Raw genomic sequence first — 21,456 nt, forward strand, 5'->3', positions numbered from 1 at the left:
GGAGCAACAGTGATGAAAAATAACGTTATTGGATGCGTGGATGGCTCACCATCAACCGGGGCGGTCTGCGACTATGCAGCCTGGGCTGCTGCCGGCCTCTCGGCACCGCTGACTCTGCTGCACGTTGTGGAAAAAGACGGCCATCCGGCCGTCTCTGACCTGAGCGGCATCATCGGCATTGACAGCAAAGAGCTGCTGACCGAAGAACTGGTCCGGGTCGAGGGCGAACGCAACCGGCTCCTCAGGGCACAGGGAAATGTCATCCTTTCAGGGTGCGCCGGGCGGCTGGCGCTTGCAGGTCATTCAGCGGTGCGCCAGCTGCAGATGCACGGTGTTCTGGATGAAATCCTGACGGAGCTGGACGATGTCAGGCTGATGGTGATGGGCCGTCGTGGATCTGAACACCAGGTAGGCAGTCACCTGGAAAGCGTCATCCGCCTGCAGAAACAACCCGTTCTGGTGGTGCCGGAAACGTTTACTGCGCCCTCGCGGGTGCTCTTTGCCTGGGACGGCAGTGAGGCAAGTCGCAAAAATCTGACCAGACTGACTCTGAGTCCGCTGCTGCGAGACCTGACCTGCCATGTCGTGATGGTTAACGGCGACGAGGCTTCGCTTCTTGATGCCCGGTTGATTCTTGAAACGGCGGGTATCCCTGCAGAAGCCCGGTTACTCAAAGACGATTCTGTCCCGCATGCCTTAGGTCTTTACGCGGAAGAGAATGAAATTGATTTCATCGTGATGGGAGCATGGGCACACACGCGGCTTCGTCAGTTCTTCATCGGAAGCAACACTTCTACCATGCTGGCTGAGAGTCGTCAGCCCTTACTGATGCTGCGTTAAACCACACTGGCCTGCGACCGCGGGCCGCTTTAATCATTATGCTACGGAACCCGGATAGAGGCTTCGTAGCAACGGCTTAGCACGGTACCTTCGTAAACCGTGCTCAGGGAATATCATGCGTCAGTTGTTTCGCTTTATACATCAGCACGGCAGCCATCTCGGCTTTGGCGCCATACTGATGGCCATGTCGAGTTTTGGACAGACTTACTTTGTGTCGCTTTACGGACAGGACTGGCGGCAGGCTTTCGGGCTCAGCGACGGTGCGCTTGGCGGCCTTTATGCAGCCGGTACGGTGATGAGTGCCCTCACCCTGACGTGGGCCGGCCGGCTGATTGATTACACCACCACACGGAAGTTTACGCTGGCCGTCACCTTTCTGCTGACGGTGGCCTGCTTTCTGGTTTCAGGTGCTCAGACTACATGGATGCTCTGCGCCGGCTTTTACCTGCTCAGGCTGGGTGGGCAGGGGCTGATGGTTCACACCGCCCTGACCGCGACTGCCCGGCAGTTTCCACTGGACGCGGGCAAAGCGCTGGGCGCCATCGCACTGGGCCTGTCGCTGGCGCAGGCGTTTTTTCCTCTGGCGGCCGTGCGGGTCGGCCACCTTACTGGATGGCGCACGGCCTGGCTCATCAACGCGGTGATACTCATCGTGGGCGTTGCGCTGGCGATATCCTGCCTGCCACGCCGCGCCGAAAAACCACTCCGTACGTTCAGAAAGTGGGGAGACAGAAAAGTCCGAGCCCCCTCCATATGGAAAAACCGTAACCTGCTGCTGGCCCTGCCGGTGGTGCTTGCATCACCCTTTATTACCACCGGCTTCTTCTTTCACCAGGCGCGCCTCGCAGAAGAAAAGGGGTGGGCACTGTCATGGGTTGCCGCATGGTTTATCGCCTACGCCCTGACGCAGGCAGTCTCGCTGCTGTCATTCGGCCCGCTGATTGACAGACTGACGCCACGCAGGCTGCTGCCCTGGTTCCTGATGCCGCAGGGGGCTGGAATGTTTGCACTGTGGTTCAGCAACGGCCTGTGGGTGACGCCGTTCTACCTCATCATGACCGGTATCTCGTCGGCCATTTCCTCCACGCTGGCCACCGCGCTGTGGGTCCAGCTCTTTGGGCCGGCCCTGCTGGCAAAGGTGCGTTCGGCTGTTGAGGCCGGTACGGTTATCGCCAGCGGTGCCTCACCGGTCATCATGGGCGTCCTGATTGACCATCATGTCTCTGTGCGGTCGCAGGCGTTGATGTGTCTGATATTCATCATTGCAGCCAGTCTGACAGCAAGCCGGATTAAAACGGCAAAACAGAGCCTCATCAGGCATGAGAACGGGACGGCTGACTGATTCAGAAAGCGCCCCGTATGAAAATACTGTTGAGCGAGACGGCCTGCCGTTATGGCCCAGGAGTCGTCTCGCTGAAATGGTAAACTGTAAACACATCGTTTTGTGGAGATTTCATGGGTTCCATTGAGGACACCAACGAAAACGCGCTTGAGTTGATTGGCAGTATCACCCGCCATATTTTACTTAACTCGCCCAAAGTCAGTAAAGAAGACCTGATAAATGCACTGAATAAGCTCAGCAGTGATACCGACGACTGGTACGTAAAAGCTGCCTGCCTGAGGGCACTGCAGATGTTGAAACACCGGTTACACTGACCTAGGGCAGGGTGCTGTGTATGTCAGCCCGATTGTTTTAATACCGGAGCTTTCTTTTGTGACGACGTTTTTTTGTGATGAGGGCCCGCAAGGTTGCCTTGTCATAACTGAGCCATCCGGGGAATATACTGCCCTCCCGAAAAGCCGGTCAAACTGTTCGACTGCCTGTCTGATTGTTCTGCGACGGGACTCGTCAGTCTCAGCTTGCAGCATCTGATTCAGTTGTTTCGATATCATTTCATTACTGACGTCAGTGTCATTACGAATCAGCGCCATGATTGCTTCGCCAGTCACAATATTCACTTTTTCTGGTTCGCTCCTGAACATGTAAACCTTCTTTTTTCCTGGGGGTAAAAGTCCGTTGTAACGGACAAGAAGTGCTGTCTTGTTGCGTTGGTGTCTTTTTGTACACGCTCTCAGTGTAGTCTCGCATCAGAGGAAAAGCACAGCTAAAACATGCTATGTAACCATATAAATTATAATCGCTTTGGTCTGATTTAACTGCACGGTTTTGTGTCTATCCCCCTGCAGTATCCTTCTGTCTCAGGTGCTGGTTTAATCGCGCAATGCACACCGCTGAGCCATTATGTTTTTATCCTGAGACGTATTTTGTGTTTGTGCCTTTAGCGGATATTAAAAGATGTGCTTTGCTTTGCCGTGCAACTCATCCGTCTGAGGTCTAAAACGACTTCCCGGATTAACCCGGGTAAAGGAAATGTTTATTTCCTTTATTTATTGCAGAATTAACGTCAGTTGCCGATAGTTTTTATAGTGGATGCGGGGGAGCCGGACACGCCGACACCAGGACAAAACGCTCCGGTTCCCCTGCGGTGCTTCAATACCGCCAGCAACCACGTTGAACAGGCCGTCGCCCGGTTGGTCTGATTACGCCAGTTCCTGCGATTTGCTGAAACGCGCCATGCAACGGTCCTCACACAACGATTGTGGCTGTTACGCTGAAATTTATATTGTGTTTAGCGCCGGGCGGGGCGTTACACCTTCCCTCAGGGCGTTGTTCTGCACCCGCGCCGTCCGGCCTGTTCGGTAAACAATGTTAAGCTCCGGCTTTCCCAGATGAGATTTTGCGCCAGCAGCATTTTTGACCCTGCTTTTTAAAGAGTTCATCAGGGCAAAATTTTTATTAATATCAAGGTAATGTCCGCTCCTCGCTCGAAACGATCATTGCGGCATAGACATATCCGCGCGTAATAAACTGTTTGTCTTATCTTCTGTCACCTGAGGTATATCTGTTCAGGAAAAGCCGGAAGGACCAAGGGGCACGAGGTTAAGTCAGATCCGTTTATCCGGAACACACTGATGCGATGAGCTGTGACGGGCCTGAGGGGAATTCCGGGTTTTGTCATTGTGCCGAGAAGGCAGCGAGGTAATGATGCTCCTGGCTGTACAAAAGCCACATAAAAAATAGCTGGCGGCTTGGTAAAGCCGCCAGCATAAAGTAACTAGTACAACTTTTTCTCAGAAGTTAGTGCGCGTTACAGAGACAGTTATCGTCTCGCTTATCCGAAACTTTATATGTTACGTATCTCAATACAGAGGATCCGAATCAGCCCCATCTTTTTCCGCAAACTCCTTGAATCTCCAGCCAAGTCCGCTTTGTGCCAAAACCCGACGTGGATGCTTTGAATTAATACGGATGTCGGTGTTGCTATCAGGCGCGCTGTACGCAAAAATCACTCAGCAGGACGGCTGATATTTTAGCCATAATGGCATCTACCATTTACTGCAACCAGTACTATCAATTTAACCATCCCAGACTCGCTTCCAGGCATAACAGGTAATACAACTTGAATATCAATAAATATAGTCAGCCTGTAGGTTTCCCTCTTCCAGACTGGCAGCCTCTTTGCTTTCCTCCCCGGAGTCAGTTAAGCGGCCTGCACTGTAACCTTTTGCCTCTGGAAATTAGTCATTGCGAGGCATTGTTTCAGGCATATTCGCTGGCCAGAGATGACAGGGACTGGACCTGGCTCGGCGCAGAAAAGCCCGTCGGTTTGCAGGACATGATGCTTTGGATTACCAGTAAAATCAACGATCTCAGCCTGGTTGCATGGGTCGTGACAGACATAAAAAATAACCGTCCGGTCGGAGTGGTCTGCTACAGCAATATTGATCCAGTAAACGGGGTGCTGGAAATAGGGCATGTTACCTGGTCGACGCTAATGCAGAAAACCAGCATGGGAACGGATGCTCTCTTTATTCTACTTAGAAATGCTTTCAACCTGGGTTACAGGCGAGTTGCATGGAGATGTGACTCGCTCAATAGGGCATCAAGAAACGCCGCTGAAAGAATAGGATTTACTTTTGAAGGGCGATTTCGTCAGGCCATGACCCGCAAGCAACGCAATCGAGACACCGACTGGCTCTCAGTCATTGACACAGAATGGCCGGTTATTGAAAAAGCCTTGTTGGGGTGGCTTTCGCCGCAAAACTTCCATCAGAACGGTGTGCAAAAGCGCAGGCTTGAAACATTCTTCCTGAACGGTCAGCAGCAGGATTGCTAGCGGTAGCTAAGCAATCTCATGCTCAATTCATACCGATTACGCAAAGTATGTCTACATTTCGAAGCTGACAGACACACCATATACTGTCTGAACGTTGTGTCCGCTTCTCGCTCATAGCGGACATTGGCCTGACGCCAGTCCGCTTTGTGCCAGAAGCGGACATGGCAAACATCCCACCGTTAATCAATCGGGAGCAGGTCAATAGTGAGAGAGCTACATATACATTGATATCCTTCATTGCATTACACCGATACTTACAGTTCTGCCAGCAGTGATTTTAAGCGGTTGAGCCAGGCCTCGGTATCGTTCAGCAACGCACAACTGAGATTTTCAATGGTCATGTGTTGTGCCATTGAGGCGCGGCGCAGCAGGCTATAGGCATCGTCCTCGTCCAGACTGAGCGCATTCATAACCCGCAGCTGTGCGGAAAACAGAAACTTACGTGCCCGAAGTCGCTCCTCCTGCCGCCGGAGTTGCGCGTCGAGCTGGTTGATATGCGCGGCATTGTTAAGCGCCAGGGTAAACGCGGTCATCACGCCATCAAAGCGCACCGGTTTACGCATGTAGCTGTCGATCTTCTGTTCGGCAATCCACTGTAAGCGCGAGGGCGTTTCAACGGCGGTAAGCGCAATCTTAGGTAACGCGGGCCAGGGGAGCGGGTTTGTGGGGTGAAACAGGGTTGAGTTATCGCCGTCGAACACCAGTAACTGCCGATCGGCAAGTTGATGCTCGTCCGGAAACATGGCACAGAACAGGCCCTCAATCCCTATGCGGCTGAACTGCTGTGCCAGATGATGGTTATCGCGGTCGGAACAGCCGATCACACACACTTTTAATCCGCGTAACTGTACGTTTTTTCGGCTCATGCGCCACCTCCGCGCGGCATGAGGCTCGCAAGATCCACCCTGGCCAGCCAGGGATCGGGTTTCACAGCGGCATCTGCCTGCCAGAAACTCTCCAGCCTGCCGTTGTGGCATCGTGCCAGATGCGGGGTCAACCAGCAGTGATTGTTGTCGGCGTCGAGGCGGATCCGCCCGGCTGGCGAATCCATTTCATCCTGCAATACCGCATTGCGCACACCTTCAACATCCCCGTTACCGTGGCGCGCAATGGCTCTCGCCAGCAAATGTCCGGCCAGCCAGGCACTCTCGCTGTCCACTGACGGCGAAACATGCTCCCCAAAGCGCTGATGATAGCTGCTCAGAAAGCGCCGGTTGGCGGCGCTGTCAATCGACTGAAACCAGCTTGCAGAAACCAGGTATCCCTCTAACGCCTCTGCGCCAATTAACTGAACTTCCGGTTCACACAGCGTCAGACTGAGCTTCAGCACCTCGTTTAACCACGGTTGCTGCTGGCAGGCCTGGTGCCAGGCGCGGTAAAAACTGTAGGCACTTTTGCCGACCATGGTATTGAGGAGGACTGTCGGGCGGCAGGCGATAATATCCGCGATTAACGTCTCCACATTTTCGTCACCCATGGGCAGTAATTTACTCTGCAGCACGCTGCCGCCCGCAGGGATCACAGCTTCACGGGTGATGCGATCCATCTCCCATGACCAGACATAGTTAGAACCGATGTGATAGATCTCCGCCGCCTGCTGCTGTAACAGCCAACTGAGCATCGGCAGAATGTGCTGGTTGGGGGAGGCACCAAGGTAAATCACGCTATTACTGCTCTCAAAGCCCTCATAGCGTGCAGAGTGCCACAGTAGCGCGTTGGCGCCTTCGATCAACGGAAGAATGGTCTTCCGCGCTGCAGACGTATAGCAGCCAATCACATGACGCACACCATGGCGATAGAGTAAGTCGTGGCAATAGTCGTAATAGAGGTCCAGCGATCCCTGCGGATCGCGGATCACGGGCGCAAGGGTAAATTGATGGGCAGGATTGGCGTTTATCTCCTCAATCGCCAGCAGAATGCCGTTGAGCATCTCGCGCCCGATAACCGCATAATCGCCTGAAACTGAATAGAGAATACCGACCGGAATAACGCGTTTAGGCAGCGGTTGAGTGGCAGTCATCATAGCTCCTGAATCAACGCGGCCCGCAGGCCGCGTCTGTGGCTCATCGTGGTGGCTGAGCAATCAGCGCAGTGTAGTAATGCGGCTGACGCATCAGCACCAGGTCTTTACGCCTTACCACATGGCCGGGATAAGGGGTTCCGGCTGAACCCGTAGAGATAGCCAGCACCGCCAGCCCTTTCGCACCGATCGCTTTCGCTTCCTTACGCGGAAAAGAAAAGGTTTCCGGACCAAATATCCCACTCAGGCCAAAGCTTTCGCCTTCCGCAGCGGGCCAGTTGGCAAAAGCCAGCCAGACATTATTCTCCCCCGCACGGACGCGCGGCAGCAGCCAGTGGTGAGGATCGGCGCCGCGCGGAATCGGCCAGACATGCGGTATCGCCGTGCCCGCGTGCGCCATTGGCACAGGGGAATAAAGCTGCGCCGGGCAGGCAATGATGTCGCAGCCTTCCAGCGCCAGAATCCGGGCGGCTTCCGGCACCAGCAGATCTTCACCCAGCAAAATACCAACGCGTCCGCAGGGCAGATCGCATGTCACCCACTGATTGCCTGCGCAGGCCCAGTGCCGATCCTGTTCGCTCAAATGAATCTGGCGATAGTGCGCGTTGACCCCTTCACTGCTCACCAGCACCGCGCTGTTATAGCACCGCTCGCCTTCCCGCTCGGCGAACCCTGCGAGCAGCGCGATATTCAGTTCTATCGCCAGCGCGATCAGCGCCTGTACAGGCGCATCCTCCCGCGTCAGTGCAAAGCGGCTACCGTCACTACCGGTCAGCGCGCGCTCCGGCAGGACCAGCAGTTCCACGCCATCTGATTTCGCCTGTTCGGCCCAGTGCCGAATCTGTGCCAGATTGGCATTCACCTCGTTTTGCGGGCGAAACTGCGCCACCGCGATACGGGATACTTTGCCGTCGGGCAGGGGATCACGCCCATATAAGCCAAAAAAGTCCATTGGATTCCAGTGGTAAGTGTTGGTCATCAAACGCTGATAGAGCTCAGGCCGCCGCTTATTTAGCTGCGGATTTTTCTCAGGAAGGGGTAACTCAACGCTGAGTATCCGATCGCCACTGTCACAACTGGCCAGCACATTCCCCAGACTATCCACAATGCAACTGCCGCCGCTGAACTGTACGCCTCGCTCCCATCCCCAGCGGTTACTTTCAATCAGCGCACAGCCGTTCTCCCAGGCACGGGTGAGCCAGTAAGGCGCGGGCGTACGTTCAGCCAGCCAGTTACTGATGTGGCAGATAATCTGCGCGCCCGCCAGCGCGGCCAGCCTGGCGGTTTCAATAAAGTGAATATCCATACAGATCAATAGCGCGATATTGCCGATCTCAGTGTGAAAGACCTGATGTCCGCCATCACCGTTAGCCGCCCATTTCGGTTCCGAAATATAGGGGTGCGTTTTACGGTGCACGCCAATCACGCCCTGCGGCCCGACAAGAATAGCGCTGTTAAAGTAGAGATCAGTTACCCTGTCTCGCTCCGGCATGCCAAAGACCAAAAAGCAGTTAAACTCACGCGCAATCGCAGCAAATGCCTGGCTGGTAGGGCCGTCCGCCGTTTCTACATAGGGGGCGACTTCCGCGCGATCCAGCCAGCAGTAGCCGGTGGTGGCCATTTCCGGCATCACAATTAAGCGCGCGCCATCACGCGCGGCCTGGGTTGCTAATGCCAGTAGGCGAGCAACGTTTTCCTCTTTTCTGAACTGTGTGGGTTCAAACTGGATGGTGGCAACATTGATGCCCATTATTCTGCCTCCTTGCTCAGTAACGGATTAAAAACCGGTTTCGGCCCCTGGTAAGCATCGGCGGGTTTCCAGCGAGTTTGCATATCCTCCGGGAAGGTTTTGAAGTAATAGCTGCCGCGGGTCGCCATGCTGATAGCCACATGCAGCACAGGACCAACCAGCATGGCAATAAACGAGGCGTACACCATGGGATACAGACCCAGCACGCCTGCCGCCCCTGTCGCCACCGCGACGCACAACGCAATGACGCCTGACGGATTCCACATACGCAGATACTCTTTGCGAAATTCCACGAAATCGGAAGGCGCAAGGTGCAGCACTTTGCGACAGATAAAGTAATCTGCAAGGATAATAAATACCCAGGTGTTGGTGAGAATGCCGGTAATAGACAGGAAAGTGCCGGTGTACTGCAAAATGTTGCAGATATAGAACACCACGCCTAGCAACCAGACCAGCAACATCCACCACTGACGTCCCGGACGATAGTTAAAGGCCATATCCATGGTGTTCGACAGGGCAATCGAACCAGAGTAAAGATTGAGCACGTTAATGCGAATCTGGGTAATCACCGCAAATAACACACCTGTCAGACCAATAACCAGCGGGAAGACAAAGCCCGGATCCAGCGCCAGCGACCAGACATCTTCGCCCTGAATATGTGGCATCAGGGTATAAGCCATAAATGCGCCAAACAGCATGACCACGACAATCGGGAGCAGCATCCCCAGCATGATCGTTGCGGTGCCTTTATGCGTGATCCCCGGACGGGCAAAACGACCATAATCGGTGGCCATCAATCCCTGAAAAACAATTTGCCCGTTGGCCATGTTCATGACCAGCCACAATGCATGACTGTCGACTTCCCCTTTGGGTTGCCAGCCGCTGAAACTGACCGCCTGATAGTGGTGTGTTAATTGCCAGATACAAAAGCCAAACAGCGCAATGAAAATGGGAACACCCCAGGTTTGCAGAAATTGCATTGATGACATGCCTTTCCAGACAAACCAGATGGCGGCCAGCCCCATCAGCGCAAAGATGGCGATACCGGTAATGGAGTTGACCGGCACGCCCGCATAGTTGGCGATGGCGTGAGAAACAATGGTGCCTTCAAACAGAAAATAGAAGATGAAGTTGACGGCGTAAATCAGCGAGGTGAAGGCTGAGCCCATATAGCCAAAACCCAGCCCGCGCGTCATCAGATTAAGTGAGAGCCCCTCTTTACTCGCCATCTTCATAATGCACGAGCCAATCAGGGTGGCGAACAACACCATATAACCAATCGGAAGCAGCAACATTGGCCAACCGACCTGGTAGCTCATGTCCGCGCCAAGGCTGAACCAGAACATCGCGGTAGAGTTGCCCAGCAACACCAGAATAATAGCCGGGATGGGCCAGCGATAGTGCGATGGTACACGGCTTACCGCGTAATCCTCAACGGCCTCTGCTTCGGTAATATCCTGCGGCCCCTGAAACCATGCTTTTAACTTATTCATAGATTTACTCCAAAAAAAAGCCCCGCCGACAGCATTGCCGGTAGGGCTTCTTCGCCTGAAATCAATGTAGTGGAGTGGCTGCTCGCCACAAGCCGCTTGCCAGGCTACAGTGCCTGTTCCTGTACGGCAGGATGCGGTAACAGTTAGAAAGCAATTAATGCGCCAACTGTTAAGTAAACGGAGGAAGGCGCTATACAGGCCCGGTGGCGGGAGTAGAGTGCATGATGTCAGTGCAGCACGCACCACGGTGATACATATGAGCTGAGCGTTTTTTATGACCCGTCTTGATTAACGCACGATGAGACTTGAGGCAACTGTCATTGCAACGCAATTGCTTATTCGATGGATACTGGCCTGATCCCTGCTGGTTCATCCAGAATGCCGCCAGCAATATCACCAGACCGCGCAAACAAAACATTGCAGGGCAGAAATGACGCGTCAGGTTCAGTGATTAACTCGGTTCCTGAGCTCGTCAATGACCTTCTCACCCTCTTCTTTGGTAAAAGCCCCCTGCTGCGGGTCCGGCAGGAGGTCCAGAACCGCTTCTGACGGACGACAGAGTTTTGTACCAAGAGGCGTTACGACCACCGGACGGTTAATGAGGATAGGATGATCCAGCATAGCATTCAGCAGTTCATCATCGCTGAACCGGTCCTCTGCCAGCCCCAACTGCTCATAAGGTTCCGTATTCTTGCGCAGCAGGTCGCGCACGCTGATCCCCATATCCGCAATCAGCTTTTTCAGTTCGTCGCGCGCTGGCGGCGTTTCAAGATACAAAATCACTGATGGTTCTGCGCCGCTATTACGTATAGGCGCCAGGGTGTTACGCGAGGTTCCACAAGGGTTGTTATGTTTAATGTGGCAGAGCTTCCCTGTGCCCATCATTTGAAGTCCGCTTCTCGCTCATAGCGGACTTTGAGCGCCGACTGTCCACCTTGTGCCAGAAGCGAACGTTGCAAACGAACTTCTATGTTAAATATTGGACGCCGTCACTGATGAAACATTATGTTAGGTTCACTAGCTAAAAATTAATCGAGGGTATCGAATGTTTAGCATTTCAGAAGTAGATAAAAGTGATTCTGATCTGGCCTTGCTGGTCAGCGAGCTCGATGCCTTTCTGAGCGAATTGTATCCTGCAGAAAGTAATCACTGCCTTGACCTTTCAACAGTAAGTGACGAGCAGCTCCGTTGCATCATTGTGCGTGATGAAGGGGGGATTCCGTCAGGTTGTGGTGCTTTACTCTTTCTGAAAGATGGCTCAGCTGAGATCAAGCGGGTTTATATTCGACCGGAATACCGGGGCAGAAAGCTGGGAGAGCAGATAGTCAGTACAATCGAGATGATTGCTTCGGAACAAAATTTGCCCTTATTACGGCTTGAAACAGGGATTCACCAGCAACCAGCGATAGCACTGTATCGCAGATGCGGTTACGAGATATGTGATGCATTTCCGCCGTATGAAGCAGATCCGTTGAGTGTTTTTATGTTTAAAGAGCTTCCTAAAATGGCGCCAGGAAAGAACGGAATAAATCGATAGTGGTTCGCCGCCGGGTTGCTATGTTTAATGTGGCAGAACATCCCTATCGCTATCATTTTGACGTCCACTTTTCGCTCATAGCGGACCTCAAGCTCAGTCATCCTGTCCGCTCTGTGCCAGAAGCAGACGTTGGTACATTATGACAATGTGCCGCTAATCAAAAATAACGGGCAAAAACTTCTAACTGGGAACGCAGGTACGCCAAGCTTTTAAGCTGTTTCATCAACGGAAATTTTCCGAAAGTATGGATCCTGTAATCAGGCAATCTTCCCGGCAGTATAATGTCCAAGACTGTTTCCCAGCCCGTGAAGCAGGGCGAGTCCTCCCTGACGGTCACCGGCAATGTTCAGAATGAAGCTTTCTCTGTGGAGATATGCCTCAAGCGCTACGCCAGCGTCTCTGTCGTCTTCAATCATCAGAATCTTTTTCAATAGCATTGCTCACCTTAACCGTTTCTTCATAAAACCCAGGCTGTTTATTGACAATCCGCTGCGATGCTGGACGTCCTGAAACTACAGCCTGCGTGATAGGTATGCTTTCTGCTACCGAGGGATGCAAAGATGATAAATAAAATGAGTTCACTGTATATGGCCGGACTGCCTCTGCTTTTCAGTTCATATGTTCAGGCTGATGACAGCGCCGTACAGGATGGCGTAACTGTTGGCATCGGGGGCCAGTATGCGCCCCGTTACAGTGGCTCTGACAAAATGCGCCTGCAGCCCGTACCGGTCGTGCAGGCACGAAAGGGGGCTTTCTTTTTCGACTCCCAGAAAGGCCTCGGCTATGACCTCCAGAGCAATAACGGTATTTATCTGGAACACACGCTTGGCTGGGGGCTGGGCCGGGCGGACCGTGATTCGGACTGGCGGGATGGCTCTGACAGGCTGAAAGGGATGGGCAACATCAAGGCCTCCGTCAATACGGCTCTGGCACTGGGATGGTCCGTCACGCCCTGGTTTGTCATAGAGGGCAAGGCGACCCTGCCTCTGAGCGACAGCCAGGGCGTTAACTACCAGACCTCACTGACGTTCCTGCCGGTGCAGGACAAAACTGACACTGTTGCCCTGCAGACCGCAGCGCTTTTTGGCGATGCCCGTTATATGAACACCTGGTACGGCGTAAGTGAGTATCAGAGCCAGCGCAGTGGCTATGCGCGTTATCAGGCGTCAGGTGGATTTTATGGAATAGCATCAACCGTAACCTGGGGGCATCAGTTTAATGAACACTGGGGCAGCGCCATTACTGCTGGTTATACCTGGCTGGGAGACCATGCCGCTGAGAGCCCGGCTGTGTTTCGTCGTGACCAGGCGATGGGCGTAGTGGCTGTGACTTATACATTTTAAGGGAATTTACGAAGTGTTGGTTCAGTACCAAGAGGGCGATATGGCTGACGAATATCTTATCAACGCGCGGCTTATCTGGATAAAGAGTCACAGTGACAGGCAGACTACCGTTGATGATGTGGCCAGAAAATCAGGCTACACAAAATGGTATCTGAACCGATATTTCAGGAAGCACACCGGAAAAAGTATTGGCGTAATCATCAGAACTGAAAAATGAGGTCAGCGGCGTTTTTGCTTGTCTTTACTGATGAAAAAATCGCTGTTATCTCCGAAAAGTATCACTTTGAATCTCAGCAGACGTTTACACGGGCGTTCACTTGTCATTCTGGCATCTCCCCAGGTGCATGGCGGCAGGTCCATGGGGCTGAATGCAGGGAGAATTAACGCCTTAAGCTAACATCTGTTTAAAAATCGCTCTGCCAGGTTAATCGGCTGAGAATCTGAACTGACTCTTTTACGCGTTACGGAAAGGGGAGCATAAGATCAATTCAGGAGGGGCCTAAATAGACCGACGGGATACGTAACTGTACACCTTATTTAACATAGATTGTTCGTGTTGTTCATTTCCCAGATACGAACCAGGCACGTCTGCTTCATGCCCATAGCGAACCTCTCTCTGTCAGCCTGTCCGATTTGTGCCAGGTGGAAATTATGAACGCTGAGGTTTGCTTTTATTCCAGGGATACAGGCAGCCTGTCATCACATCAATAACAGGCTGTGTAATACGAGCTATAATATTATTACTTCACAATAGTGACCGGGCCGTGATTGTCACAATGATTCCCGTGTGGATGGTGAAGATGACCATCGACCAGATAATCGATATGGTCGCCATGAGGCACAGCTTCATGTCCGCAGTCCGGTCCATGCACATGGCCTGGCTCATGACCGCTGCAATGGTGGTCTGGCGTACATAAATCCGGGTTAGTGGCATTCACGGGTAACACGTGCTCATCTACATGGTCACCATGTGGATGGTGGAGATGCCCGTCATGCAGATAATCTACGTGATCGCCATGTTGAATTGCTGTGTGACCGCATCCTGCACCATGTTGATGCTCATGATGCGCATGATGTTTTTCATTGCAGGTAGACATAAATTACTCCCGGACGGTTAATGATCTTCGTTAATGTGTTCACATGCGTTGCGAATAATATCGGCGACATGGTTGTCTGCGAGACTGTAAATCATCTTTCTGCCCTCACGCCGGCGCATCACCAGACGGTGATAGAGTAATTCTCTCAGCCGCGCAGAAACATTTACCATCTTCTCGCCAGACAGCTCTGTGAGTTCAGTAACACTTTTTTCTCCATTCTCCAGCAACATCAGCAACTGAAGACGACCTTCATCAGCTAATGCACGAAAAAACCGTGATACATCCTCTAAGTCACTATGCACATCACTCACCCTGTTATTCTATAGATAGACAGAATAACAGTCTGTCCAGAAGATTCAAGCAGTGATTCTCCCTGGGGTGATATTCAGAACGGCAGCAAGCATCGCCAGGATTTCGGACGAGGCCGTACCTGCTATGAGGAACAACTACACACAGGCAGAGATGCCAGGCCTGACGGGGACGTTAGGCATTGTCGCCAAGCCGGTGGAAAACGATTCCAGAATGATGCGGTATATCAGCAAAAACATTCTTCGCTAACCAGCGCTGGAGACAGGATCGGTAAACCCTCAGGCGACACTCTCCAGGTAACCGAAGACGGCTCTGCCTACGCGCGAGCTAAGAGCGTCCCGATCCTGGTGGCAAGCGGGGCGAATGCCGCAAGCATTGCCAGGATGATAATGAGGCGGCTTTGGCTTACAGCCCTCGACAGTGACATTCAATGTTCCTTGAAGCAAGGCGGTCTATCCACTGACTGCTTGCGGTAGATAGAACCCTTACCACTGCCTTTTTGTAAAGTTTGATCAGGCAGTGGATGAGATTTGAGCCGAATGTTATACCTTGCTGTAAGGTGTCACCCTTTGCCATTCCAGCGTGGCATCGATTTCGACACCGCCAGAGCGAACTGGCTCGACTGAAGACAGAAAGAGACGGTCGCCTTCAATGCGTGCCCTGCGTAACTGTCGCTGGCCGCACCAGTTTGGGAAAAGCGACACATCCATGCCGTGAATGATCGTTCCGTCCTGTTTGCCAGGCTCCCATGGCCCGCTGTAAGCGATATATGTGGTTGCTTCCGCCTCGAATTCTTCTGGAGAAGCGATGAACCAGTCTCCGGATGCGAAACGGGGGCGGTCAGGAGAACAAAGTTGTGCCGACATGTAGCCATCTGGCGTGTAAAGGATTAATCCCTGAGGCCGGTCGGTCATGGGTTGGCGTTGCGGAGATCCGTCCCGTGGCTGTTCAATGTAGCTTACGAGGCGCCACGCCCCGGTTAACTGTTCACGAAGAATCTGAGTCATATGCAATTTATCCTCTTCAGGCGTGGTGACCATTAATTCTGGTCGGTTTAAAGGCGCTTCAAAGGCACAAAGAGATAACTGTCATGGTCTGCCCCAAAATGAATGCGATGAACGCCCTTGTTGCGGGACGGCGGCATCACCTCCTGGGCCTTGGCCCATGCCGGCATTGTGGCCGGTCCACCGCCGGCCAAATGTAACATCTCGGGCTTTTCCCCGGGTTCGAACGTAAAGCTGTTCTTCGGAAGGTCGATAGCCGCAAGCCCGAAGGGCAGATTAACGGGAGCGTTACGGAAGGGTTCGATGGTGAGTTTCAGTTGCTCGCCAGGGTGGAACTTCATTGCCAGCGGCCAGATGCCTATCTCAACAGGTACAACCTCTTTTGGTGACAGCCGCTGTTCACCCTGTAGAAGAAGTACTGGGTCAATATCAGTGGAACGGACAGGGTCCAGAGCTCGACGTGAAACCCTCAGGTAGCTGGCTGTACGGGTTGGTCCGGCGCCTCCGGGGTATGTCTCGCGAATAATCGCTTGCCCTGCAGAATCCACCTTCTCTATGTTAACAGTCAGGTCCATGTCATCTGCCCCGTCGGCTTCGACATACAAACGGAGTTTGCTATAGCCGATAAGTTCCGCCTCATAATTGATCGGCAGTAAGAAGGTGGCTGATCCCCCTTCCACCTTGTAAGAAACGACGCCTGATTTCCCGGAGGGCGAAGTTGACAGTAAGGAATCATTTACGAGATGAAGCTTTATGTGCTTATAACCGGCTGGAGGAAATGCCTCGACAATACGGTTAACTTCATCCTGGTGCCCGGGGTCGAGGACCGAAATACGGACTGTTGGCGTCTCTTCCCAGTCGTTGTTCTCATCTTTCAGGAACCGGTCGAAAAAGCGCTTAAGCTCGGCCTGATTCGCTGGATCGTAGAAGTCGGGCCACTCCTGCTTGTTATGAACGCGCAGCCATTTCTTACTTGATGAAATTCTGCGCCAGGCATCGAATGTTCCATGTGTGTGTGCGACGTTGTCATAGCTGGCAACAATGTAGGCAGGGATTTCAATGCGCTCCAGGCGCGCGACTTTGTCTGCCCAGTAAGGCGTCATATCCTGCTCAGTCGCAGCCATACGCGGCATATCTTCAAGGAGGTGTTCACCGGCAAAGCTTTGGATGAGAGCTTCCGGGAATGCAGTACGTGGAATACCGCCGCGGAGAAAATCATCGCGGGCAATATCGGTTGCTCCCTCCCACGGTGCGATGGCGGCCAGGTGCGGTGGTCTTTCAGCTGCGATAAACCATTGTGATACACACAGCCAGCTATTACCGGCCATACCCACTCTACCGTTGGACCAACCTTGATCTGCTATCCAGGCAATCACATCACAGCCGTCCTCGGCGGTTTGCCGTCCCCAGCCAACGATATTTCCGCCGGAACGGTAGGCACCGCGGATGTCGGGGTTGATTACGGCATAACCAGCACTGACCCAGTAAGCCGGGTCAGGCCCTTCCCACTTCATCATTTCTGACGTCATGCCCAGCTTGACGCCGTAACGCTCTGGAATTTCGTCCAGCCACTGACCGCCTATCTCCTTGCCATACGGACTCCAGGCGAGAATTGCAGGATTGGCCGCATCACCGACAGGGCGGAAAACGTCTGTATAAATCACCGTACCATCGCGCAGTGTGACCGCAACATCGCGCTCAAACAAAATGTCGCAGCGCAAAGGCATCGCACCCTCTCGCCGAATGGTTCCTTTGCGCAGGACTTCCGACCCGGGCTTGAACCCGGGATAACGCACCCGGGGTGCATCCAAAGGCAGTGGGCGACGGAAGTAGGTCGGGTAAGCATCGTTGCCATAGATGCGAAGAGGCAGCTTTTCGGACACAGGAACCTCGTTTTGTAATGACGCTGCAAGCGCTGAGTCAATAGGATTTTTCATGAATGGCAAAGCAACCTGGCTGGCGACAAGAACCCCGCCCGTTACACCCGCTGTGATAAGGAAGCGGCGGCGGCTGTGAGACTCGGGAGTATCGACAGAAGCAGGAAGGATTGCTGGAGACGGCTTCGATTTGGTCATGGTCGATCCTTTCTTGAGTGTCTTTTGCTATCGACAAAAATAAAATTCGATACTTATAATGTCCAATGACATTAAGTTCCCTCTGTGATTCCCAAAGGTGATAATGGAACTGCGCCACCTTAACTCTTTCGTCGTACTGGCGGAGGAACTGCATTTTGGAAGAGCGGCAAAGCGCCTGCACATCGTCCAGCCGGCGCTGAGTAAGCAAATCCAGCTCCTTGAAGAAACCGTTGGATGCCGCTTACTGAATCGCAACCGTCGGGGCGTGGCACTTAGCGAAGCGGGTAAGGTCTTCCTTGAAGAGGTCAAACTGGCGCTCGAACTTGTCGAGCGCGCGACCGAAGCAGCCAGGCGTGTTGGCAAAGGGCAATTGGGACGCGTACGGATCGGCTATTCCGCCAGCGCGGTTCATTCCGGTACGCTGGCATCGGCTCTCGCGCGGATCGAGGCAGCTATGCCGGAGGTGGAAGTGCTGCTTCAACAAATTGAGCCATGGGAACAGGAAGAGCGGCTCATGGCTGATAGGGTCGATTTTGTGTTCGGCCCGGTTCTAGACAACACCCGGGAGGCTTTTCGGGTTCATCATCTTGCAGAATTGCCAGTCGTCGCGGGCATATCGACTAATCATGCGCTTGCTGCCAAATCTGTCGTTGAAATTGAAGACCTTAAGGGCGAAGTGTTCATCGAATTTGCGAATAGCGTAGATGAGGGCCTTGCCGTGGTAAAAAGTCTCATCGGACATAGCCCCCAGACAGTCATTGCAAAATCCGATCCGATCGCAGTCCTGGCACTGGTTCAGGCGCGGCGCGGTATCTGCGTTCTACCCTCTGTCCTTCAGCTACCGAATTTTCCTCAGGTCATATATAAGCCACTGACAACAAACAGGGCTGTCCGGCTGTCACTTATCAGCCGAGGCAATGACGATGATCCTTTACTTCTCAAAGTCGAGGAGATTTTGACCACGCCAACTGACCGGACAGGTGGCTGATTACTATCGGCAGTGATTAAAGAATGTTCATTCTGAATGTACCAGACCTGAAAGCCGGGGAGAGCGCATGGCTGTTTCGGAGCCATCGTTAAACTGGGCTGAGCAGCGAAAGGAAAGGCGGTAAGCACTGCTTTCAATCTTACAGGCAGGAAGAAGACTGTAATGCCCACATTTCACGTATTGCGGATCTTCCGTGACAAACATGTCCGCTTTGTGCCAGAAACGGACATTTAGCTTCGCACAAATTTAAGGTTATGCAAAATTTAAGGGCAAGGAATTGGTGGCCATATTACTGGAGCCACCTAAAAAGCAGACAGTGAACGTGGATTTGAGCAATCAACTCTGTCTTCGATTCCAAATACCAAGGATTTATATTAGAAGGTGGGGTTCCTCTAATACTGAAAAGTATATAACCATCCGTACGGCTTGATTGCTCTGCACATGAATGCCAGTAAAACTTCACAGACAGTGTTTTGCTTGCCGGATAGAGGCTGGCAACAAACCATCATTCGCTAATGAAATTATTCTTTTATTATTTTTTCAACTGTTTCGCCTATTGCCAGAATTTTCGCATCATTTCCCGGAAGTCCGTCTATTTCCATACCTACAGGCATGTGTGACTGTTTTCCAAGGCCGGCAGGAATGCTCAGGCCAGGTAGACGCACATTACTTCCCGGATCAGTATTATGTATAAGTCTGGCAAACTCAGGACCGGAACTGACATTCTTACTGGCGAGTGGAGCTATAACTGGTGATGTTGGAAAAATGAGTCCGTCAAGGTGATTGAGGTTAAATGCTCTTTCGTAAATACTGAGCAGATGCGGTACCCCGTCGTTTAACGCTTTGTAATAGATTACGTCTGCTGACCTGGTTCCGCCATCCTTGTCAACAGTGGTTTGTGGTATTATTGCATGAGCGAATATAGCTTTCACATCGGGGCTGGATATGTTTTTAGCTAACTGTTCGAAAGATACTCCTGTATGGTTTTCACGGAGATAATTAATCAAATCATGCTTACCTTCGTAAATCACCAAAGGTAAAGAAACAGCTGCATTAGCCTCCTCAAGGCCTGGCATTTTTACAGTAAAGATCTCTACGCCAGCCTTTCTGAGTTTATCTAAAACTATATGAGCCCTCTCACTAACGTCTTTATCGAGATCCTGCCAGAAATAAGGCGTTATGCCTAAGCGGATATGCTGTGCTTCAGGAGGCGTCAGAATTCTAGCCCCAGTAATAACATGATCAATCAATGCAACATCCCCTACAGTATGCGCCATTGGGCCAGCAGTATCTCGGGTATGCGAAATGGGGGTAATCCCCTGCTGACTGTATCGCCCGGTCGTAGGACGAAATCCTACGCAACCGTTCAGTGCACAAGGCTGACGAACCGAAGCGCCAGTATCGGTACCCATAGCTACCGGCGCCATACCTGCAGCAACAGCGACAGCACTTCCGGATGAGGAGCCCCCCGCAATTCGGCTGGAATCATGTGCATTACGGACTCCAACAATCCCCGGAACGTGCATTGCGGTGTTATAACCGGTGGCTCCATATGCAAGTTCATGCATATTGGTTTTACCTATAATAATTGCTCCTGCATTCATCAGTTTCAGAATAACCGGTGCACTGGTTTTGGGCATAAAGTTTGCCAACGAAGGTGTTCCGGCTGTGTTTGGAAAACCTATAACCTGGGTATTGTCTTTCACTGCCACCGGCACGCCGCCAAGAGGAAAACAGTGACTGCTTCGCGACTGTTTTTTATCCCACGCAATAGCTTCTGCTATTGCTTTGTCAGGCTTTACAGTAATGAAGGCATTCAGATTAGGATGTGACTGGATATTACTCAGATAAGCCCGCATTAACTGCTCACTGGTAATTTGTTTATTGCATATCATCTTAGCTGCATCACTTGCAGTCAGTTTTGTCAGATCTACAGGTAAACCGTCTGAGGCATGAGCGTATCCGGCATTCCACAAAACAGTTGCAAAAACAATAATTTTTTTTATCATTTTTTATCTCCCGGTTAAAAAATTCACACATCCAGTAATACCAACCGGAAACAGGAAAGTGAATCCTCATTATTGAGGAGTTAATCAAATTTCCTGTAGGCTAACTCGGTACGATTCGCGCACTCAAGTTTACGAAGTGCCTGAGTTAAATGGGTTCTCACCGTGGTGAAGCTGATATCCAAAATTCGAGCCACTTCCTTATCAGTCAGCCCTTTACTGACCAGCCCAGCAACCTCACGTTCTCTGCAGGTTAATTGATTATTCTTGAGAGAAGGGTGTGGTAATGCCTGGCTAAAATAGGGTTGTAGGACCGCGAGAAGTTGACTTTCTCTGTGTGAAAATGCCGGGCGTCTGTCAGAACGCCAGATTCTGAGGTCTCCCAGATCGGTATGATTTCTGGTGAAAAAAACATTTATTCCATAGCGCAGGCCATTAGGCTTGAGAAATTCCTGATAGTAACGTGTTTTTGAAAGCAGTGAGTGAGGCATCAAATCACATACGCGCGTTGGATTAGTTTTTCTACTTAAAAGTGGTGTAATTGGATCAATGTACTGAAATTCAGTGTCGTGCTGGCGAATAGCAGACTCATCGATATTGATGATAATGCCATCACGAGACGTCTGACTTATCGAGTCCCAGACATAGGAAGCACCATAATCTGCGCGAAGCAAATCCATAATCTGAGGCAACAGTGAACACCTCAAACCGAATGAGTTTTTTTCCGATGCCAGTCTCCATAATATTTCACTCACTGTGTTCATTTCTTCTAAAGTCAATTCAAGCATTCTAGGCATAAATCCTCCCGCTGCTATA

20 protein-coding genes are annotated in these 21,456 nt (G+C 51.9%); 8 read left to right on the forward strand and 12 right to left on the reverse strand.

Translation table 11 applies throughout. The annotated features are described in order from the left end of the window. Positions 1–12: 12 nt before the first annotated feature. The 4 genes from NYE92_RS11080 to NYE92_RS11095 all read left to right on the forward strand — a co-directional run bounded on the left by NYE92_RS11080 (position 13) and on the right by NYE92_RS11095 (position 5,018). On the forward strand, positions 13–840 hold the full coding sequence (locus tag NYE92_RS11080; protein ID WP_259018985.1) for a universal stress protein: 828 nt from the start codon (positions 13–15) through the stop codon (positions 838–840). A 115-nt stretch (positions 841–955) separates the two neighbouring features. After that, on the forward strand, positions 956–2,182 hold the full coding sequence (locus tag NYE92_RS11085) for an MFS transporter (protein ID WP_259018986.1): 1,227 nt from the start codon (positions 956–958) through the stop codon (positions 2,180–2,182). 113 nt (positions 2,183–2,295) lie between these two features. Next, positions 2,296–2,496, forward strand: a complete 201-nt coding sequence (locus NYE92_RS11090) for a hypothetical protein (RefSeq protein WP_259018987.1) — start codon at positions 2,296–2,298, stop codon at positions 2,494–2,496. Between the two features lie 1,805 nt (positions 2,497–4,301). Beyond that, positions 4,302–5,018, forward strand: coding sequence for a GNAT family N-acetyltransferase (locus tag NYE92_RS11095; RefSeq protein ID WP_259018988.1), 717 nt, complete (start codon positions 4,302–4,304; stop codon positions 5,016–5,018). 254 nt (positions 5,019–5,272) lie between these two features. On the opposite strand, the gene NYE92_RS11100 is transcribed toward NYE92_RS11095, so the two are convergent. The 5 genes from NYE92_RS11100 to arsC all read right to left on the reverse strand — a co-directional run bounded on the left by NYE92_RS11100 (position 5,273) and on the right by arsC (position 11,163). Then, complete coding sequence (locus tag NYE92_RS11100) at positions 5,273–5,884, reverse strand: ANTAR domain-containing response regulator (RefSeq protein ID WP_259018989.1); 612 nt, start codon at positions 5,882–5,884, stop codon at positions 5,273–5,275. Further along, positions 5,881–7,041, reverse strand: coding sequence for a transporter substrate-binding domain-containing protein (locus NYE92_RS11105; protein ID WP_259018990.1), 1,161 nt, complete (start codon positions 7,039–7,041; stop codon positions 5,881–5,883). The genes NYE92_RS11100 and NYE92_RS11105 overlap by 4 nt, the downstream gene beginning before the upstream one ends. A 40-nt stretch (positions 7,042–7,081) precedes the next feature. Beyond that, the gene (locus NYE92_RS11110; RefSeq protein ID WP_259018991.1) at positions 7,082–8,788 is read right to left on the reverse strand and encodes a nitrilase-related carbon-nitrogen hydrolase; all 1,707 of its coding nucleotides are present in this window, start codon (positions 8,786–8,788) and stop codon (positions 7,082–7,084) included. Then, positions 8,788–10,281: a cytosine permease gene (locus NYE92_RS11115; protein ID WP_259018992.1), complete on the reverse strand. Its 1,494-nt coding sequence runs from the start codon at positions 10,279–10,281 to the stop codon at positions 8,788–8,790. Before NYE92_RS11115 ends, NYE92_RS11110 begins: the two co-directional genes overlap by 1 nt. A gap of 444 nt (positions 10,282–10,725) precedes the next feature. Next, a complete protein-coding gene (gene arsC / locus NYE92_RS11120) occupies positions 10,726–11,163 on the reverse strand; it encodes an arsenate reductase (glutaredoxin) (RefSeq protein WP_259019502.1) in 438 nt (145 codons plus the stop codon). Positions 11,164–11,326: 163 nt separating this feature from the next. Between arsC and NYE92_RS11125 the strand changes: the two genes are divergently transcribed. Continuing rightward, positions 11,327–11,818, forward strand: a complete 492-nt coding sequence (locus tag NYE92_RS11125) for a GNAT family N-acetyltransferase (RefSeq protein WP_210530837.1) — start codon at positions 11,327–11,329, stop codon at positions 11,816–11,818. A 257-nt stretch (positions 11,819–12,075) separates the two neighbouring features. Here the strand turns inward: NYE92_RS11125 and NYE92_RS11130 are convergent, their stop codons facing one another. Continuing rightward, positions 12,076–12,255, reverse strand: a complete 180-nt coding sequence (locus NYE92_RS11130) for a hypothetical protein (RefSeq protein WP_210530846.1) — start codon at positions 12,253–12,255, stop codon at positions 12,076–12,078. Between the two features lie 123 nt (positions 12,256–12,378). On the opposite strand from NYE92_RS11130, the gene NYE92_RS11135 reads away from it, so the two are divergent. Beyond that, positions 12,379–13,161, forward strand: a complete 783-nt coding sequence (locus NYE92_RS11135; protein WP_210530845.1) for a MipA/OmpV family protein — start codon at positions 12,379–12,381, stop codon at positions 13,159–13,161. Between the two features lie 213 nt (positions 13,162–13,374). Beyond that, positions 13,375–13,545, forward strand: coding sequence for an AraC family transcriptional regulator (locus NYE92_RS11140; protein ID WP_246874780.1), 171 nt, complete (start codon positions 13,375–13,377; stop codon positions 13,543–13,545). Positions 13,546–13,901: 356 nt separating this feature from the next. Here NYE92_RS11140 and NYE92_RS11145 read toward each other — a convergent pair whose 3' ends face one another. The 4 genes from NYE92_RS11145 to NYE92_RS11160 form a co-directional block, all read right to left on the reverse strand. Then, complete coding sequence (locus tag NYE92_RS11145) at positions 13,902–14,258, reverse strand: hypothetical protein (RefSeq protein WP_210530844.1); 357 nt, start codon at positions 14,256–14,258, stop codon at positions 13,902–13,904. Between the two features lie 17 nt (positions 14,259–14,275). Further along, positions 14,276–14,560 carry a helix-turn-helix transcriptional regulator gene (locus NYE92_RS11150; RefSeq protein ID WP_259018994.1) on the reverse strand — a complete coding sequence of 95 codons (285 nt, stop codon included), beginning with the start codon at positions 14,558–14,560 and terminating at the stop codon, positions 14,276–14,278. Positions 14,561–15,109: 549 nt separating this feature from the next. Beyond that, positions 15,110–15,574, reverse strand: a complete 465-nt coding sequence (locus NYE92_RS11155; RefSeq protein ID WP_210530842.1) for a lipocalin-like domain-containing protein — start codon at positions 15,572–15,574, stop codon at positions 15,110–15,112. A 47-nt stretch (positions 15,575–15,621) separates the two neighbouring features. Beyond that, entirely contained in the window at positions 15,622–17,646 is a 2,025-nt protein-coding gene (locus tag NYE92_RS11160) for a CocE/NonD family hydrolase (RefSeq protein WP_210530841.1), read from the reverse strand. A gap of 103 nt (positions 17,647–17,749) precedes the next feature. Here NYE92_RS11160 and NYE92_RS11165 point away from each other — a divergent pair, with 103 nt between their 5' ends. Continuing rightward, on the forward strand, positions 17,750–18,634 hold the full coding sequence (locus NYE92_RS11165) for a LysR family transcriptional regulator (RefSeq protein ID WP_210530840.1): 885 nt from the start codon (positions 17,750–17,752) through the stop codon (positions 18,632–18,634). Between the two features lie 521 nt (positions 18,635–19,155). On the opposite strand, the gene iaaH is transcribed toward NYE92_RS11165, so the two are convergent. Together iaaH and NYE92_RS11175 are read right to left on the reverse strand one after the other, a co-directional pair. Next, positions 19,156–20,643: an indoleacetamide hydrolase gene (gene iaaH / locus NYE92_RS11170; RefSeq protein ID WP_210530839.1), complete on the reverse strand. Its 1,488-nt coding sequence runs from the start codon at positions 20,641–20,643 to the stop codon at positions 19,156–19,158. Between the two features lie 80 nt (positions 20,644–20,723). Then, the gene (locus tag NYE92_RS11175) at positions 20,724–21,437 is read right to left on the reverse strand and encodes a LuxR family transcriptional regulator (RefSeq protein ID WP_210530838.1); all 714 of its coding nucleotides are present in this window, start codon (positions 21,435–21,437) and stop codon (positions 20,724–20,726) included. Positions 21,438–21,456: the final 19 nt, after the last annotated feature.

Origin of the sequence: Pantoea sp. B566, from assembly GCF_024793925.1 — a bacterium.
In the GTDB taxonomy this organism is placed as follows: domain Bacteria; phylum Pseudomonadota; class Gammaproteobacteria; order Enterobacterales; family Enterobacteriaceae; genus Pantoea; species Pantoea ananatis.

Excerpts from the sequence above, each read along its gene's own strand:
- NYE92_RS11080 (WP_259018985.1), top strand. The coding sequence starts at position 13 with ATGAAAAATAACGTTATTGGATGCGTGGATGGCTCACCATCAACCGGG.
- NYE92_RS11085 (WP_259018986.1), top strand. The coding sequence starts at position 956 with ATGCGTCAGTTGTTTCGCTTTATACATCAGCACGGCAGCCATCTCGGC.
- NYE92_RS11090 (WP_259018987.1), top strand. The coding sequence starts at position 2,296 with ATGGGTTCCATTGAGGACACCAACGAAAACGCGCTTGAGTTGATTGGC.
- NYE92_RS11100 (WP_259018989.1), bottom strand. The coding sequence starts at position 5,884 with ATGAGCCGAAAAAACGTACAGTTACGCGGATTAAAAGTGTGTGTGATC.
- NYE92_RS11105 (WP_259018990.1), bottom strand. The coding sequence starts at position 7,041 with ATGATGACTGCCACTCAACCGCTGCCTAAACGCGTTATTCCGGTCGGT.
- NYE92_RS11110 (WP_259018991.1), bottom strand. The coding sequence starts at position 8,788 with ATGGGCATCAATGTTGCCACCATCCAGTTTGAACCCACACAGTTCAGA.
- NYE92_RS11115 (WP_259018992.1), bottom strand. The coding sequence starts at position 10,281 with ATGAATAAGTTAAAAGCATGGTTTCAGGGGCCGCAGGATATTACCGAA.
- arsC (WP_259019502.1), bottom strand. The coding sequence starts at position 11,163 with ATGGGCACAGGGAAGCTCTGCCACATTAAACATAACAACCCTTGTGGA.
- NYE92_RS11125 (WP_210530837.1), top strand. The coding sequence starts at position 11,327 with ATGTTTAGCATTTCAGAAGTAGATAAAAGTGATTCTGATCTGGCCTTG.
- NYE92_RS11130 (WP_210530846.1), bottom strand. The coding sequence starts at position 12,255 with ATGCTATTGAAAAAGATTCTGATGATTGAAGACGACAGAGACGCTGGC.
- NYE92_RS11135 (WP_210530845.1), top strand. The coding sequence starts at position 12,379 with ATGATAAATAAAATGAGTTCACTGTATATGGCCGGACTGCCTCTGCTT.
- NYE92_RS11140 (WP_246874780.1), top strand. The coding sequence starts at position 13,375 with ATGAGGTCAGCGGCGTTTTTGCTTGTCTTTACTGATGAAAAAATCGCT.
- NYE92_RS11145 (WP_210530844.1), bottom strand. The coding sequence starts at position 14,258 with ATGTCTACCTGCAATGAAAAACATCATGCGCATCATGAGCATCAACAT.
- NYE92_RS11155 (WP_210530842.1), bottom strand. The coding sequence starts at position 15,574 with ATGACTCAGATTCTTCGTGAACAGTTAACCGGGGCGTGGCGCCTCGTA.
- NYE92_RS11160 (WP_210530841.1), bottom strand. The coding sequence starts at position 17,646 with ATGACCAAATCGAAGCCGTCTCCAGCAATCCTTCCTGCTTCTGTCGAT.
- NYE92_RS11165 (WP_210530840.1), top strand. The coding sequence starts at position 17,750 with ATGGAACTGCGCCACCTTAACTCTTTCGTCGTACTGGCGGAGGAACTG.
- iaaH (WP_210530839.1), bottom strand. The coding sequence starts at position 20,643 with ATGATAAAAAAAATTATTGTTTTTGCAACTGTTTTGTGGAATGCCGGA.
- NYE92_RS11175 (WP_210530838.1), bottom strand. The coding sequence starts at position 21,437 with ATGCCTAGAATGCTTGAATTGACTTTAGAAGAAATGAACACAGTGAGT.